The organism is Caloramator sp. mosi_1, from assembly GCF_028622835.1.
Classification (GTDB): domain Bacteria; phylum Bacillota; class Clostridia; order Clostridiales; family Caloramatoraceae; genus Thermobrachium.
Map to the genome: position 1 here is coordinate 2,586,635 of NZ_CP117677.1, position 16,393 is coordinate 2,603,027.

Below are 16,393 nucleotides of genomic sequence, written 5' to 3' on the forward strand. Positions count from 1 at the left end.
TTAAATTATTATTCTTATTTACTTCTACTAAAGAGAACTTCAAACAAAAACTTAGGAAGAACCATCATTCTCTTATATCTCCAAGGCTCTTTAATAAGCCTATACATCCATTCAAGCCCAATCTTTTGCATCCACTCAGGTGCCCTCTTTATATTACCACAAATAACATCATAACTTCCACCTACACCCATTAAAAGTGGAACACCTAATCTTTCCATATTTCGCTTTATAAACAACTCCTGTTTTGGACTTCCCATAGCTACAAATAATACATCAGGAGACTTTGATTTTATATAGTCAATTACTTCATCTTCACTTTCAAAGTATCCATCTCTAACCCCAGCAATATTAAGCCCCTTATACCTTTCCTTTAGTATCTCAGCAGCCTTTTCAGCAACACCAGGTTTTGCACCAAGTAAAAACACTCTATATCCCTTTTCAGCTGATCGTTTACAAATATTGTTCATTAAATCAATTCCAGTTACTCTTTTTCTTATTCTTCCACCCTTAAGTCTTGATGCAATAAGTACTCCAACTCCATCTGGAATTTTAAGCCTTGCACTATTAAGAAGTGCTTTTAAACCTTCATCCTCTTTTGCCTTCATTATCTTTTCTGGATTTATTGCTACCACAAAGCTTGGCTCTCTTTCTTCAATTATTCTATCAACCTCTTCAAGTGCCTCCTGCATATCAATTGCACAAACCTCTACTCCAAAGTATTTTTCTATATGCATACTATTTGTCTCCTTTTCTATAGCTTTAGTTATTTTTTCATATGCATCTAAATATAAATTTGCCATATTTTCGATTGAATAATTACGTGAAGCATCTTCATAAAGTTTTTCACCTAATGTTATTGCTGTGTTTTTATTTTCAATTAAATATTTTATATTTTTATATAAATTTATTACATCTCCTGCTTCAAATAAGAGACCATTTTGACCATCTACAACTATTCTAGAAACCCCACCTACATTCGATGCAACAACCGTCTTTTTATATTTTGCAGCTTCTAAAACAACAAGCGGAAAGCTCTCTGAATAGGATGTAAGTAAAGTAAAATCTGAAATAGCTACAAACTCATCTGGTTTTGTAAATCCAGTAAATAATACATTGTTATTTAAACCTAATTCATTAACCTTACTTTTAATGTCATTCATTATTGGGCCGTCTCCAACAAGTATAAAAAGAGGATTATATCCATCATCTACTATTTTTTTCGCTGCATCTAATAAAATACTATGTCCCTTTATTGGATGCATTCTTGCTGTCATTGTTATATAAGCATCATATCCATTTATTTCATATTTATTTAAAATACTATTTTTGTCTACATTGATTACATCATTAAAATCTATACCATTATAAACTACATTTATTTTTTCTTCATTAAACCCTCTATTAATAAGCATATCTTTAAAACTATTTGAAACTGCAATATATCCATCAAAATTCTTTAAAACACTTCTATTTATATTGCTGTAAATTAAAGTTTTATATTTGTTTCCCTTATAATCACTCATATAATCACTATGTATAGTGGTAAAATAAACCGCTCTATACTTATTCTTCAAAAACTTGCGACAAAATTTGCCCTTCCACCGTGACAGTTTATAATATCTATTTTTTTATCTTCACATAATCTCTTAATTTTTTCAACTATTGTTAAATCAAACCTCTTATTTTGTTTTATTAAAACTACATCAAGATTTAATGCCTTTGCTTCCTTGTATAGGTCTCCCTCAATAAAACAAACAATTGTATTATTTATACCTCTCCTTTTAAACTCTAAGGAAAGGGTCAAAAGATGTACTTTTGACCCTCCTCTTTCTCCGCCACTTATAATATGAAGTACGTTCATAGTAACCTCCATCATATCTTCATAAGCTTAATACCGTATTGATTTAGCTTCTCCTCTTTTCCATCGAATAGGTTTCTTGTATCTAATATAACTGTTCCTCTATTTATAACCTCAAAATACTTTTCATCAAAATTATCATAATCTGACTGTTTTGCAAGAACCATAATTGCATCCTTATCCTTTAGGGCATCTACTATATTGCCTACCTTAAAATCATATTCAGTTGGTACAGCACTGTCATAGGCTGAAACTAAAGCTCCTCTTCTTTCAAGTATCTTTATAATCTCAATTGGAGGGCTTATTCTATCATCGTTTGAATAATCCTTCATTGCAATACCTAATATTCCAACCTTTGCACCCTCTAATGTTTTTCCTTCCTTTAAAAGCATTGTCTCTAACATATTAACCATTATATTAGGAAGATTGCTATTTTTCATTCTTGCCAATTTTAATAAATCTAAATCAACATTAAGCTCTCTTGCCTTTGGTTCTAAGTAATGGTAAGCATTTGGTATGCAGTATCCACCAACTCCAGGTCCTGGTGTTAAAAGGTTTACTCTCTTATGTGTATTTGCTACCTTTATAACTTCATAAATATCTATTCCAAGTGCCTCTGTAAATCTTGCAAACTCCTGAACCATTGCTATATTTACATCTCTTTGTACATTTTCAAATACCTTTGAAGTTTCAACTATCTTCATATCGCTTGCAACAATAACATCAGTTTTACATACAACCTCTAAAAGTTCCTTTGCCCTCTTTGCACTTTCTTCATTTATTCCCGCAACTATTGTTGGCATATAGGCAAATTCATAAAAGCCTTTCCTTCTGCAATTCTTTCTGATGAATAAGCAAGATAAAAATCAACTCCTGCCTTCATTCCTGATTCTTTTTCAAGAATAGGCAATATTTTTTCCTCTGTAGTTCCAGGAATTACTGTACTTCTTATAACTACAAGATCTCCTCTTTTAAATTTCTACCAATTACACTAACACAACCTAATAAATCACTTAAATCGTGCTCACCATTTCTTATTGGTATACCTACAGTTACAACTATATTATTGCAATTTTTAAGTGCTTCCTCCATATTAGTTGTTGCCCTATATCTTCCTGCCTCAAGCTGTTCCTTTAATATTTCTCTTATTCCCTTACCTTCAAATTCCTCAGTGTGATGTGTTATACCATTGTTTATATCCTTTACAAGTGGTTCTACAACATCTACACCATAAACATTACATCCACGCATTGCAAAGCTTAATGCAAGTGGAAGACCAACAAAACCTTGTCCAAAAACTGCGACATTCTTAAATAGCTCATTGTTCATTTTAATCACCTTTCCTTATTTATAAAATTTTCTATAAATCAATAGTAAAGCAAATAATAAGCAAAATATAGCAATTACTACACTACTTAACAATAATTGTGCCACAATTGATATTATACCAAGAACAATTGAAAAAGCATACATAATTAGTACAGTTTGTTTATGTGAATATCCCTTATCCAAAAGTCTGTGATGGAGGTGACCTCTGTCTGCCTCCATAATTGGCTTACCATTCAATTTTCTTCTAACTATTGATGATAAAGTATCATATATTGGCACTCCAAAGGCTAATATAGGAACAAAAATTGAAAATGCTGTATAATACTTAATTGCTGATAATATTGATATACTAGCAAGCATAAATCCTATAAATTGAGAACCTGTATCACCTAAAAAATCTTTGCTGGATTGAAGTTATAATACAAAACCCAATGAAGAACCAGCTAAAGTAATAGTCATAATAGCTGACATATATCTCTTTGTAATCAATGATATAATAAATAAAGTAATAGATGCAATTATTCCTGTACCACAAGCTAATCCATCAAGACCATCAATTAAATTCATAGCATTTGTTATGCCAACTACCCAAAGTACCGTTAATATAATTCCAAAATAACCTATATTAAAATACCTATCGTGTCCAATAAATGGTAAAGAAATTGTCTTAATGTTGATATCATAAAGCAACAATATGCAGGCAGCAGATATTTGAACTAAAAGCTTAGTAAGTGGTTTTAATGGTTTTATATCATCAATTATACCCATAATAACTATAAAGGTTGCACCCAATAAAAGTCCTAACATTTTAACATCCATTTTTAAAGTAAAAATAGAAACTATTAAGCAAGAAATATATATTGCTAGTCCTCCCATCCTTGGAATAGGACTTTTATGAACTCTTCTATTATCCTTTGGAATATCTATTGCTCCTAATTTATTTGCTAGCTTTATAACATATGGAGTAAATAAAAACTAATAATACAGGATAAAATAAAAACAACAAAATAGCCCATATTTTCACCTCAATTTATTATTTTTTAGCATACAACATAGTTGATAGGGCTAAAATTAAAAACGAATAAGTACCTGAAGATACACTAAAAAGTACGTGTCCAGCTAAAAATGAAGAACCAAATCCTAAAAATAAAGCTGTAAATAATGAAAGGTACAAAATATCTTTTCTGATTTCTGAAATTTTATATAAAAACATAAATCCATACTTAAATATATAAAATGTCATAATTATAAATCCTACTACACCATAATACAACCAAATTTCAATAAAATCCATTTCTACTGTTTGTTCCTGTGTTCCTCTACCAATTCCAAAAGCCTTTCTAAAAATATTTGAATTTTTATAATCATCATAAGCCCATTTAAATTTAATATTTCTTGAACTTAAAACATATGTAGTTGAATCATATTTTGTTTTTTCTAAGTTCATCTGTTGTCTTTGAATACTATTACTAATAATATCTATTCCTTTAGTAACCTGGGATACATAAGAAAATGCAAAAACGATATATATGAAACTATTAAAAATATACAATATTTTTTAGCATAAGTTTATTTTTATTTAATAAAATAAATAATAGGTAAACTATAAAAGTTAAAAAAACAGCTAAAAATGCTACTCTTGTACCAACAGTTATAAGTCCAAGCATAATTGTTATATTATAAAATACAACCCATTTTATATTTAATTCTTTGCATTTAAAATATAAATACACACTTATCGGATATATTACTGCTAAAATAGCAGCCAAATCATTGCCTGCAAAAATAGACCTTTACTTGATAAACCGTGAGAATACGTTTTATAATCGGTTCCAGTTAAAAATGAAATTATAATAACAAGTGAATAGATAACACCTGAAATTGTTAAGTAATAAAATAGCTTTTCTAAAAACTATTATCTTGCTTATTTAATATTTCATAACCTATAAACAATATTAAAATATTATATAAAAATTTAATAAAATATTGAACCTCAAGAAATATTTTGTAATTAACACCACTAAAGATTTGGGTAATATTAGTTAATATAAACGTAATTGCTAATAAAATTAAATATTTTATCTTTATATTATTTTTCCAAACATAATAAAGCATATATAATAAAATAAAATTCTAACTATAATTCCTGGTGTAAATTTGGAATCTAATTGAAAAACATTAAGATATAGCCCAGTTAATAAATCCAATATAGGATTCAAGAGTAATAAGTACAAAATCAGGTGAAATTCATTATCTTTCTCTAACATTTAACATCCCTCCAATTGGTCAAAATCAGTCTCAAATATTATAACATATTAAGAAAAAAAGTTAATAAACTAAACCTCTATATTTTAAAATAAAATATTAATTTTGATAATAAAAAGCCTCCATATATTAAAAATAGGTTCTATAATAAATGTTGGGGCGTAGACCCAGCATATTTTTTACAAAAAATATGTGCACCTGATTAGACACCTGGTAAAATTAAAATAACCAAACAAAAACCTTACCTGAAAGGAGGCATCCATCAAGTGCACACTAATAATTCTATCAAAAATTTATTAGGTTTTAAAGATGTTATTATAAAAAGATTATTCATAATGACACGTACATTGAGATATACTTAGAAACTAAGAAAAAATTTGTACTTGCCCTAATTGTAATTCCAAAGTTACAAGAGTTCACGATTATAGAATTCAGCGTATTAAAGACATACCCTTATTCTTTAAACATACTTTTATCATTCTTAAAAAACGTAGATATCGTTGTAATGCCTGCGGCAAAAATTTTATGAACATATAGAATTTTTACCTCGTTATCATAGAATAACTAATAGATTAGCTATGTTTGTAATTAATGAATTATCTAATGAATATAGTATGACATCAGTTGCTAGAAAAACTAATCTATCTATCGATACTATAAAACGTATTTTTGATAATGTATCTTACTCTTCTCCTACTAATTTACCTAAAATAATATCTATAGATGAATTTAAAGGTAACTCTGGTGGTTCTAAATATCATTGTGCAATAGTCGATCCTGTTAATCATAAAATACTAGACATTATTAAAGATAGAAAAGAGCATATTCTTATAGATTATTTTAGAAAAATTAAAAATCGCGATAGCGTTACACACTTTATTTGTGATATGTGGCAACCCTATATTGATTTAGCTAAAACTTATTTCAAAAATGCTGTAATTGTTATAGATAAATTTCACTATATTAGACAAGTCATATGGGCAGTAGAAGCGGTAAGAAAACGTATCCAAAGAGAACTATCAATTAAATTAAGAAAATACTTTAAAAGAAGTAAAAAGCTTATTTTAAAAAGATATGGCTTACTTGATACAGATTCAAAGTTAGCTTTACAAGTTATGTTTTCTTATAATAGTGAATTAGCAATTGCCCACACTTTAAAGGAAAAGTTATTGAGTATTATTGATGCTTCACCTTCTTCTAACGAAGCTCGTGTCCTCTTAAAAGATTGGATTAAACTTGCACAAAATAGTGGTATCAATGAATTGAAAAGATGTGCAAATACCTATATCAGATATTTTAATGAGATTTGTAATTCTTTTGATATTCCTTATACAAATGCTTGTATAGAAGGATTTAATAATAAAATCAAAGTTATTAAAAGAATAGCCTTCGGCTATAGAAATTTTGATAGATTCAGGAATAGAATTCTTCATTGTTGTAATAAATAATCTGTTAAATATTGTATTTTAGGAAATCCAACTATCGTTGGTCTTTTTGTCGTGCAATTTTTTAAGGGTAAACTCCCCTCATCCTATCTATCTTGCTAAAATCATTATCAAATAAGAAAGGACAGGCATTCTAATCTAATGCCCGCCCCAACTATTGACAAAGAGCCTAAAAATAATGGAGGCATCCAAATTAATAAAACATTATTTTAAATCAATTCACATAATTAAACATTTGGGTTAAATTTTCTAATTTAACAACATCATTACCACCTAAAACAAACTTAACTGTATAATTTGTATATTTACTATTTAAATAAACTCTAATCTCTTCTCTCTCTTTATTTGATGCTAAAATAATCATACTGCTATTTCTTGCCGCAAGGGCTGAACCTGCAAGTGCATCTGGAAAATTTAAACCCGTTGCAATGTATACCCTATTATGGGAAATTATATCATTAAACCTCTTTGCTATTTCTATATTAGTTAAATACCTATCGTCTCCACTTACCCTATCTATTTTATCTTCAAAGCCTGCAAGTACACTTGAAGGTACTGCCTTATCTCCCCCAATAACATAAACCTTATCTGGGTTTATCTCCTCTAAATATTGAAGCACCTTATCGTGCTGTCTATTCTTAGGAGTTAATATAATTGGTGCCCCTTAATTGCCGCAACTGAAGATACTGATAGTGCATCTGGATAATTTAATCCCGTTGCTACAAAAACCTCCTTTGTCGTTCCAAGTTTTTGTGCAATTTTCACTGCAGTTTCGTATCTATCTTCTCCACCTATTCTCTCTACATTTATATTAAGGGACCTTATTTTATTTTCAACCTCTTTTGAAACTGCCCCTTCACTTCCTATAATAAACACATTTTTACTCCAAGCCTTAGAAGTTCAATTTCTACCTCTTCATTTAAGCGGTCTTTATAAGTTAATAAAATTGGTGCATCATACTTTTTAGCAAGTGGTCCTGCTGATAGTGCATCTGGGAAATCATCTGCCCTTGCAACTACTGCATATTCTGCTTCGTCCCATCCTGTTTGGCTTACAGCAACAGCCGTTTTTATTCTATCTGTTCCATAAACTCTAAAGGTATTTACTGCAACTTGTTCTCCACCTCTTGAAACCTGTGGAAGTGCAGCCTTAAAGCCAATCTCTTTTACATCGCCGTAGCTTTTTGCACTAATTGGCTTTGCTGAAACTCTTACTACATAATCACCTGCATTAGTTGGTTTATAGGTAAACTGTTTTTCTACCTTCTCATCCTCAACATATATAACCTTTCCATCCTTTAAAACCTCATACTTAAACACTGCACCATCTTCTGCTGTCACATCCACTCTTATACTATCATTTACAAGTACAACAGGCCTTGATACAGAAAGTCTATTAATATATGAAGTTAATGAAAAATTGTAGTTCCTGGATAATAAAAGTTAAGTATTTCTATATGATTTTGACCAGCTCTTGCTCTATATTCTGCACCCCACTGACTCATTCCAATACCGTGACCATATCCTTTACCTGAAAAACATAGGTATTTTCTTCTTCCTTAAACTCAACTGTATACATATTGCTAGGAAGAGATAATGCCACTCTTAAAGCCTCTTTTCTCAAATCAATATTCTCTTCCATTCCTTCTGCATTCACACATACTGCCTTTATATTTGAAATTCTTCCACTTTCATAATATTCAATGTTGTCAAGATCAAATCTAATAAATGTTGATGTACTTGGTATTCTGTTTGCTTTTTTAACAGTTCGTTTATTTTTTCAACTGTAAAACTCCTAACTCCACCTGGCCAATTTGTCACACTATATTCATCTAGTCTACTAATAAAATATGGAAAGCTCTGAAGCCAAACATTTTCACAAGCTTCTGTATATCCCCCATTACTGGAGTGAAAATAAGCAGGTATTATATACTCCATATTTTTACTTACATCATTATATATCAAAACCTGACCTTTTGTTTCCTCTACAGCTTGTATACACTTTTTAAAGGAAGCATTATACCCCCTATACACCTGATTTGTTGTAGAATCTACTAAATCATATTCACTTCCCTGTTTAGCATTTATACGATAATATAACCCATAGCTTCTTGATGCTATAGCTTGTGCCTTTAGTGCCTCTATTTGAAAGTTCTCACTCATTTCATAGGGAATTACGCCTAAAACATATCTTTCTATATCTAACACATTTATAGTTGATATCTTACCATCTTTAAGTTTAAATATGAATTTACCAAAATAATTTCTTCTAATTATATTCCCATTACTGTCCTTTACTGGATTTAAATTTTCATCAAGTAATGTAATGGTAAGTAAATTTTCCTGATTCTGCGGCTCTAATGTTATAACATCTATTAATTCGCCATTTATGTCTATTTTACCTGCAGCTGACTTTAAAATAAATTCATTGTTTTCTACCGCTTGTCCATTTAATAAATAGAAACCATTTAATTTAACAGAAACATTTTCCCTCATCATACTAGACAGTAAAACTCTAATATCCTGATAATAAGCAGACCTATCCACCGCAGCAAATACACCATTTAACATAGACATAACCAAAATAATTATTAAAGCTAAAGAAACTATACGCTTTTTCATTTGTCAATCCCCCTTATTTAAAAATTTTTAAAGCTAAATCCTTTGACAGCACCTTTTCACCACCAACTACAATAATTTCTCTTATACTATTCACAAAACCTTTGATTACTTCATTGGTCTTTGCAGCATTTCCTGTTAAAATAATTGGACTATTATATTTAACACTTAATGCAGTACTTGAAAGTGCATCTGGATAATTTTCACCTGTTGAAACATATACCCTTGAAAAATCAAATAACTCTTCAAAATACTTTATTACCTTACAATTCGTTTCGTATCTGTCAAATCCATAGATACGAACATAATTCCCAAACTTATTTGCTACATTATCTGAGATAACTGTATTCCCGCCAATTACATAAACCTTTTCAATTCCAATGGATTTTACATATTCAAGTGCATCAATATATCTATTATTATCAACATATATTATTGGTATCTCCTTTATAGCAGCAACAGTTGAAACTGAAAGTGCATCTGCAAATCCTTTTCCTGTTACCAAAAATACCTCCTTTGGTTCATCAAAATATTTTGCAATTTGGATAGAGGTTTTATATCTATCTTTGCCTTCTATTCTTACAACGTCAATATTTCTTGATTTGATTGCGTCCTCGATCTCCTTTGATATAACTACTTGTCCACCTATAATATATACCCTTTTTGCATTTAGTGAATTTAATATATCAAATACATCCTCCTCAAGAACTTTACCTCTTGTTAATAATATGGGTGCATCAAGTTTTTTCGATAGTGCAGCTGATGTTAAAGCATCTGCATAATTTTCACCATAGGCTAAGATTACATTCTCTGAGCTATACCATCCATCCTTTATTATTGCTCTATTTGTTTTGTATCTATCTTCACCCGAAATTCTTTTAGAAATATCAATATTAGGGTTTATAAAAAACTTTTGTTGTTTTGATACACCAAATAATATTCTTTTACTGCATCTGCTATTTTTGTGCTACACTTAATTGGAAACCTTCATCTACCAATTTAGATAGTTCTTCAGGATTTGACATAAATCCAACTTCCACTAGAATTGAAGGCATTGTTGTATATCTTGTTACAACAAGGGATGAATCCTTTGCACCTCTATTCCTTAAACCAAGACTTGCAATATTGGAAACAACCATTTGAGCCAATCTTTGACTTTCTAAAACCTGCCAAATATTTGAAGTTGAACTTGGTTTTATAACCTTAACTTTAGATTTTTCTATTTTCATCTCTTTACCTTCAACCATAACGTGAACAAAAGGAATACCATCATCTACACTTTCTTTTATATATTCATATCGTGCGCCATTAAACTCGACATAGCTTGTTATTTTATTATTTACTCTATTTGATGAATAAAAAACCTCTGTACCATTTGCCGCTTCATTTAGAGCCGAATTGTGATGAATGCTTATAAATAGTTGCGCTCCACTACTATTTGCAATTTCTGGTCTTTTATATAGGTTTAAACCAGTATCTTCATAGGGATTACGTGTAAACAGTACCTCTGCTCCATAAGAACTTAAAATTGATGCCAGCTTTTGTGTAATAGAATTATTTAAACTCTTTTCCTCATATGATACACCCTGTATTTTTGCTTTTGCTCCAGGATCATCGCCTCCGTGACCCGAATCCAATATCACTTTTAGACCATTTAAGTTTTGGGCAAAAGCTACGTTTGTTGTGACTAAAATAACTGCGAATGTTTTGATTAATAGCTGCTTCAAATTCATTTTTGCCCTCCTTAAATCCTACAAAATCCACATCCTTGTAAAAGATAAAAATTAAGGGAATATAAATTATTGTGCAGAAAAAGTAATCTATAATTTTTGATAAAATGGTAAAATAGGAAAGGAACATCCCTCTGAAGTGGGTATCTAGTTAAAAATACAAACTAAGACTCCTATATAGTACATATACCTCTAAAAACATTCTACAATAAAAAGCACATAATTCAACAAAACTAGACGTATTTATATAAATGCATCCAAATACTACAACGCATTACTATTTATATTTAACTATTCTTAACCTCATTCTTATTAATAAATAATACTAAATTCCTAAATTACTCTTGATTTTGCATATTATCCTTTAGTCTCTTAAGTGCCCTCTCCTTTAGTCTAACAACTGAATTATAGTGGCACCTTTTATCCTTTGCAATCTCCACCATACTCTTACCATTAAAATAATACTCCTCTATTATCTCCCTCTGCTTTTTATTTAAACACTCTAATGCTCTATATAACTTCTTTATATCCTCATCCTTCACATACTCCTCCTCAAGACAGGTATCATCAGGTATTAAATCGTATAGGCTTCCTCCATCCTCAAGCTCCTCATCTAAACTTATGTTTTCCCTTATCTTCTTAGAAAAGGCCTTTACAGAATATATAACCGCACACTTAATATAGGCATTAAAGTCCCCCTTTTTCTCATCGTATCCCTTTAAAACTTTAATAATTGCTAAAACTGCCTCCTGGTATGCATCTTCAAAATAATTTTTATCGTGTACATACATCTTTATAGCCCTTTTAATAAGCGGCTCATATCTTTTAACTACCATATACTCATCCATATTTACCCCTCCAAAATTATTTCCGGCCGGTTGAGTATATGGTATGATACACCGCACTTTCTTTCCAAAGCGTAAAAGATAAAACCAAAATTATTACGCAAAAATAAGCGTAATAACTGCAAACAATGCATCATTACACCCATTCTTTGAACTATTAACCCTTTACACCAGATAATCTGCTATCTGTAAACAAAGTAATACACACTTAGTCTAACCAATTCCCGCGAAAAAATGATGTTTAAATATTACATCTCAATATATAGTACATTTTAGATCTGTCGAAGCACTAAAAACACTACATTTTCAAACTGCTTTCGACCTTTTCGAAGGTTTCTCATCCTGAAAACAACAAGAAAATCCCACACACCAAGTGCCACCCTGGTGCAACACGCTTAAGTGCCACCCTGGTGCAAATGTGAAAAGTCGCTAGACTTTTCACATTTCACTTGGGTGGCACTCTTATTCCTTATTTACACTCCCCATCTACCGCAACCTCAAAATTTTTCTCATAGGTACTTACAACATCCTTTAAATATCTATAAAACGCATCCTTCAAATCATCCCTCTTTAGGGCATACTCTACTGTTGCCTGAAGGAAACCAAGCTTATCCCCAACGTCATATCTTCTTCCTTTAAAGTTATATGCATACATAGCCTCTCTATTTAAAAGCTCCTTAAGGGCATCTGTTAGTTGAATCTCTCCTCCCTTACCTGGGCGAGTATGCTCAAGTATCTCAAATATCTGTGGAGTTATTATATATCTTCCAAGAATTGCAACATTGCTTGGTGCCTTCTCTATACTTGGCTTTTCAACAAGGTCCTTAACCTTATACACACCATCTTCTATGTGCATTCCCTTAACAATACCGTACTTATTTACATCCGTCATAGGTACCTGCTGAACCCCTAAAACAGTTGTCTTATACTCATTATACACATCAATTAACTGCTTTAGGCAAGGAACCTCCGCATCAACCACATCATCTCCAAGCATTACTGCAAAGGGTTCATTTCCAACAAAGGTTTTTGCACAAAGTATTGCGTGTCCAAGTCCCTTTGGTTCCTTTTGTCTTACATAGTGTATTTGAACCATATTTGATATATCCTGAACTATCTTTAAAAGGTCGTCCTTTTTCTTTTCCTTAAGTTCAAGCTCAAGTTCAACAGACTTGTCAAAGTGATCCTCTATAGCCCTTTTATTTCTTCCTGTTATTATAAGTATCTCTTCAATTCCAGCCTCAACGGCCTCCTCTATTATGTACTGAATAGTTGGCTTATCAACTATTGGAAGCATCTCCTTTGGCTGTGCCTTAGTTGCTGGTAAAAATCTTGTTCCAAGCCCTGCGGCTGGAATGATCGCCTTTCTTACTTTCATAAAAATACCCCTACACTATCCTTTGTAACTTTAAAACGACTTAATAAATACACCATCCTAATTTAAAAATTACAATAGTAATAATATTTTAACATAATTTTAAGAAATTATAAAGCACCCCAATTAGAATTTTCGTAAGCGTCAAAATTTTAGCACCTACAACTTTTATAAAAAGACATTAAAATATCCTAGTAAGGCAAATAAGCTTTACTAGGATTAATTTATTTCTTATCTTTAATTTTCATATCTTCAGGTATTTTATGAGACCAAGGCATAAGATTACCTAAGCTATCGCTATCTTGCATATCTATTTTTGATAGGTTATCAAACAAATAGACTAAATACTTTTCTACAACTATATTGTTAGCCTTGGCAGTTTCAATAATACTATATATAATAGCACTAGATGTTGCACCTTTTGATGTATTTGCAAACAAAAGTTTTTTCTACCTATCACAAAAGGTTTGATAGCTCTTTCTGCTGCATTATTATCAATTTCTAAAGAACCATCAAGCAATACATTCTTTAGTCCAGGTAAATGTTTTTTAGCGTAGTCTAGTGCTTTGCCTAATGGACTTCTTGGAATAGCATTAGGTATTTCTCTTTCAACATAATCTATAAATTCATCTAATAGCGGAGCTAATTTTTCAGCTCGTATTTTATATCTAATTTCATAATAGTTTTCATCACTTGAATAAGATTCTCGTAATTCTTTTTCAAGTTTATAAATTTGCTCACAAAAATTAAACCCTATTATAGCTCTAGAGTCCTTTAGGGCTTCCTCATCCATGTTTTCAATTATATTATAAAAGTGTCTTCTTATATGAGCTAAGCAGTACACTCTTGTAGCATTTGAAACAGAGTTATAGCCACTATAACCATCTGTTTGAAGATACCCACTAAAATCTCCTAAGAAATTTTTAGGGCAAGAGCTTGAACAGGTATTTTGATAATCATACAAAATTACAGGCTTTGAATTAGTATTACTCATATATAACCACATATATTTTTAGATTTAGACTCTGTACCATTATCATTAATTACAGTTAGAGTAGTTTCATCTGCATGAATATAATTTCTACTTAACAATTCTTTTTCATGTGGTTATATATTGGTTCTAGAGCTTTGGCTGCCGCCATAGTCCAGTTTGATAGAGTTTGCCTTGAAAGTGTGGCTCCCATCATATCAAAATATGTTTCCTGCCTGTAAAGTGGTATAGCATGTTGATATTTTAAAGTAAGAGTATGTGCAACCAATTCATGTGAAGCCATGCTGTTGTAAAAAATAGTCTTTGGAGCTTCCGTTGAAATTATATTACTTTCGCCTGTTTCTTTTTCACAAGCTTTACAAGCGTAGCTGTATATAATATGTTCTTCAACTATAAGTTTAGCTGGAACATACTTTATAATTTCCTTTCTAGATTTAACACCAATTTCAACAAGATCTTCACCACATTCTTTGCATTTAAGGTCTTCGCCTTCTAATTTATGTTCAATAACCACTCTTTCTAAATTTGCAAGATTATCTTTTTACCTGTACTGTTATTTCTCTTAGCTCTTCTATATGTAATTTCTTCTAAAGTAGGTTCTTCTGCTTTTGAATCACTATGTTTTTCAGCCTCGTTAAAAGAGATAGTTGGTTAGCATCTACTTGTTCACTAGATGTTCCAAATATCTTTTTATTCTTATTTGATATAATAGACTTTAAAAATTCTATTTCATTTTTAAGATTTTTTATTTCTTCATCTTTTTGACTTAATTCCTTTGATTTCGCATTGATTTCTTCTTCCATCTTTTCTATTAATGCTTTTGTAGTATCATCTATTTCATTAGTTAAAATTTCGTGATTCATCGTAAAGTACCTCTTTAGAATTTATTTTACAAATTAATTATATCATAAAAGTCCTTGAAAATAAAGGTTTCTCAAGGACTTTTTATGTTCTATTAAAAATAATTACTTGGTTTTATAGGTTTAAATTTAGATACTGTTCTTACTTCGTAACCTTTTAAAAGCCAACGTAATTCTTCTATATTAACTTTTAATGCTTCTTGTGGATTTGATGGCCATTTAAAGCGATTAGCTTCTAAACGATAATAATATAACCAAAAACCTTCGTCAAAATGCAGAATCTTTAATTTATCCATTTGTCTGTTACAAAAACAAATAAGGCTTTTTCAAATGGGTCTAGCTTCAATTGACTTTGGACTATCATTACTAGACCATCTATACTTTTTCTTAAATCCGTAAAGCCGCAGGCAAGATAAACTGTTTGTACTTTTTCTATATTTAGCATGATATAGATAATTCCTTTATTATTTTAGATATTAGATTGACTTCATCAGAAGGAATGATTACAGTTACATTACCTACGGTAATTTTTACTTCTTTTGATAATTTAGCAGTTTCTTTTTGCTCATCTTGTATAGCTAATGGAATAGCGTGAAATACAATGTCTTTTCTATTATTTGATTCTTCCTTTTGCAATCTTTTTCTATGGTAATAGAATTGTGTTTTACAAATGTCATTTTCTATACAAAAATCCTTTACTGTTATTGAACCATTATATGATTCAAATTTCTTTATATATTCTTCCCATTTAGCATGACTCATTCTTTTACCCATAAATTACCTCCCATTAATAATATTTGCTTTTATTCTATCAATGGGAGGATGAGATATCTAGGTACTTAATTTTTGACGCTTACGAATTTTCAAAAATATCTACTTCCTCAACATCCCCTAATACAAATGTAAAAAATCGCATACACGCTCAACTGCCACTCTGACGTAATCATAAAAAATCAAATATTATCTAATTCCACTCTGGTATAAATAAGAAAACTCACCCACACGCCAAGCACCACCCTTGCGTAAATACAAAAACTCACATACTCACCAAATGCACCCCTGGTCTAAATATGAAAG

General features: G+C 30.7%; 24 protein-coding genes and 1 pseudogene. 2 read left to right on the plus strand and 23 right to left on the minus strand.

The features are described 5' to 3' along the window. Positions 1-14: 14 nt before the first annotated feature. The 8 genes and pseudogenes from PL321_RS18225 to PL321_RS18265 all read right to left on the minus strand — a co-directional run bounded on the left by PL321_RS18225 (position 15) and on the right by PL321_RS18265 (position 4,956). Complete coding sequence (locus PL321_RS18225) at positions 15-1,574, minus strand: WecB/TagA/CpsF family glycosyltransferase (RefSeq protein ID WP_273962908.1); 1,560 nt, start codon at positions 1,572-1,574, stop codon at positions 15-17. Next, positions 1,571-1,861, minus strand: a complete 291-nt coding sequence (locus PL321_RS18230; protein ID WP_273962909.1) for a glycosyltransferase — start codon at positions 1,859-1,861, stop codon at positions 1,571-1,573. Before PL321_RS18230 ends, PL321_RS18225 begins: the two co-directional genes overlap by 4 nt. Before the next feature lie 11 nt (positions 1,862-1,872). Next, entirely contained in the window at positions 1,873-2,661 is a 789-nt protein-coding gene (locus PL321_RS18235) for a nucleotide sugar dehydrogenase (RefSeq protein WP_273962910.1), read from the minus strand. Continuing rightward, positions 2,649-3,187: pseudogene (locus tag PL321_RS18245) on the minus strand (3-hydroxyacyl-CoA dehydrogenase NAD-binding domain-containing protein). The gene PL321_RS18235 and the pseudogene PL321_RS18245 overlap by 13 nt, the downstream one beginning before the upstream one ends. Positions 3,188-3,202: 15 nt before the next feature. Then, positions 3,203-3,547 (minus strand): hypothetical protein, encoded by a 345-nt coding sequence (locus PL321_RS18250; protein WP_273962912.1) that lies wholly within the window; start codon positions 3,545-3,547, stop codon positions 3,203-3,205. 54 nt (positions 3,548-3,601) lie between these two features. Then, complete coding sequence (locus PL321_RS18255; protein WP_273962913.1) at positions 3,602-4,063, minus strand: MraY family glycosyltransferase; 462 nt, start codon at positions 4,061-4,063, stop codon at positions 3,602-3,604. 157 nt (positions 4,064-4,220) lie between these two features. Next, a complete protein-coding gene (locus PL321_RS18260; protein ID WP_273962914.1) occupies positions 4,221-4,634 on the minus strand; it encodes an O-antigen ligase family protein in 414 nt (137 codons plus the stop codon). Between the two features lie 91 nt (positions 4,635-4,725). Further along, positions 4,726-4,956, minus strand: a complete 231-nt coding sequence (locus tag PL321_RS18265) for a hypothetical protein (protein WP_443110676.1) — start codon at positions 4,954-4,956, stop codon at positions 4,726-4,728. An 871-nt stretch (positions 4,957-5,827) separates the two neighbouring features. On the opposite strand from PL321_RS18265, the gene PL321_RS21995 reads away from it, so the two are divergent. After that, the gene (locus tag PL321_RS21995) at positions 5,828-5,989 is read left to right on the plus strand and encodes a transposase family protein (RefSeq protein WP_443110716.1); all 162 of its coding nucleotides are present in this window, start codon (positions 5,828-5,830) and stop codon (positions 5,987-5,989) included. Then, positions 5,962-6,900, plus strand: a complete 939-nt coding sequence (locus PL321_RS18275; RefSeq protein WP_337961232.1) for an ISL3 family transposase — start codon at positions 5,962-5,964, stop codon at positions 6,898-6,900. Before PL321_RS21995 ends, PL321_RS18275 begins: the two co-directional genes overlap by 28 nt. Before the next feature lie 211 nt (positions 6,901-7,111). On the opposite strand, the gene PL321_RS18280 is transcribed toward PL321_RS18275, so the two are convergent. From PL321_RS18280 to tnpA, 15 genes are all read right to left on the minus strand, one after another. Further along, on the minus strand, positions 7,112-7,516 hold the full coding sequence (locus tag PL321_RS18280) for a cell wall-binding repeat-containing protein (RefSeq protein WP_273962916.1): 405 nt from the start codon (positions 7,514-7,516) through the stop codon (positions 7,112-7,114). A 26-nt stretch (positions 7,517-7,542) separates the two neighbouring features. Continuing rightward, positions 7,543-7,773, minus strand: a complete 231-nt coding sequence (locus PL321_RS18285) for a cell wall-binding repeat-containing protein (RefSeq protein WP_273962917.1) — start codon at positions 7,771-7,773, stop codon at positions 7,543-7,545. Continuing rightward, a complete protein-coding gene (locus PL321_RS18290) occupies positions 7,761-8,243 on the minus strand; it encodes a cell wall-binding repeat-containing protein (RefSeq protein WP_273962918.1) in 483 nt (160 codons plus the stop codon). The genes PL321_RS18285 and PL321_RS18290 overlap by 13 nt, the downstream gene beginning before the upstream one ends. Before the next feature lie 154 nt (positions 8,244-8,397). Continuing rightward, a complete protein-coding gene (locus tag PL321_RS18295) occupies positions 8,398-8,553 on the minus strand; it encodes a hypothetical protein (RefSeq protein ID WP_273962919.1) in 156 nt (51 codons plus the stop codon). Positions 8,554-8,564: 11 nt separating this feature from the next. Further along, positions 8,565-9,518, minus strand: a complete 954-nt coding sequence (locus PL321_RS18300) for a SpoIID/LytB domain-containing protein (protein WP_273962921.1) — start codon at positions 9,516-9,518, stop codon at positions 8,565-8,567. Positions 9,519-9,531: 13 nt separating this feature from the next. Continuing rightward, a complete protein-coding gene (locus tag PL321_RS18305; RefSeq protein WP_443110840.1) occupies positions 9,532-10,455 on the minus strand; it encodes a cell wall-binding repeat-containing protein in 924 nt (307 codons plus the stop codon). Positions 10,456-10,471: 16 nt separating this feature from the next. Beyond that, positions 10,472-11,248 (minus strand): N-acetylmuramoyl-L-alanine amidase family protein, encoded by a 777-nt coding sequence (locus tag PL321_RS18315; RefSeq protein WP_273962924.1) that lies wholly within the window; start codon positions 11,246-11,248, stop codon positions 10,472-10,474. 335 nt (positions 11,249-11,583) lie between these two features. Next, positions 11,584-12,093, minus strand: coding sequence for a sigma-70 family RNA polymerase sigma factor (locus tag PL321_RS18320; protein ID WP_273962926.1), 510 nt, complete (start codon positions 12,091-12,093; stop codon positions 11,584-11,586). 466 nt (positions 12,094-12,559) lie between these two features. Next, positions 12,560-13,468 (minus strand): UTP--glucose-1-phosphate uridylyltransferase GalU, encoded by a 909-nt coding sequence (gene galU, locus PL321_RS18325; protein WP_273962927.1) that lies wholly within the window; start codon positions 13,466-13,468, stop codon positions 12,560-12,562. A 221-nt stretch (positions 13,469-13,689) separates the two neighbouring features. Beyond that, entirely contained in the window at positions 13,690-13,905 is a 216-nt protein-coding gene (locus PL321_RS18330; protein WP_273962928.1) for a transposase domain-containing protein, read from the minus strand. After that, positions 13,824-14,459, minus strand: a complete 636-nt coding sequence (locus PL321_RS18335) for an IS66 family transposase (RefSeq protein WP_273962929.1) — start codon at positions 14,457-14,459, stop codon at positions 13,824-13,826. The genes PL321_RS18330 and PL321_RS18335 overlap by 82 nt, the downstream gene beginning before the upstream one ends. A 91-nt stretch (positions 14,460-14,550) precedes the next feature. Next, positions 14,551-14,970 (minus strand): IS66 family transposase, encoded by a 420-nt coding sequence (locus PL321_RS18340; RefSeq protein ID WP_273962930.1) that lies wholly within the window; start codon positions 14,968-14,970, stop codon positions 14,551-14,553. Positions 14,971-15,043: 73 nt separating this feature from the next. Further along, on the minus strand, positions 15,044-15,319 hold the full coding sequence (locus PL321_RS18345; RefSeq protein WP_273962931.1) for a transposase: 276 nt from the start codon (positions 15,317-15,319) through the stop codon (positions 15,044-15,046). 92 nt (positions 15,320-15,411) lie between these two features. After that, positions 15,412-15,633 (minus strand): IS66 family insertion sequence element accessory protein TnpB, encoded by a 222-nt coding sequence (gene tnpB / locus PL321_RS18350; RefSeq protein WP_273964446.1) that lies wholly within the window; start codon positions 15,631-15,633, stop codon positions 15,412-15,414. A gap of 121 nt (positions 15,634-15,754) precedes the next feature. Beyond that, positions 15,755-16,090 (minus strand): IS66 family insertion sequence element accessory protein TnpA, encoded by a 336-nt coding sequence (gene tnpA, locus PL321_RS18355; RefSeq protein WP_273962932.1) that lies wholly within the window; start codon positions 16,088-16,090, stop codon positions 15,755-15,757. Positions 16,091-16,393 lie beyond the last annotated feature (303 nt).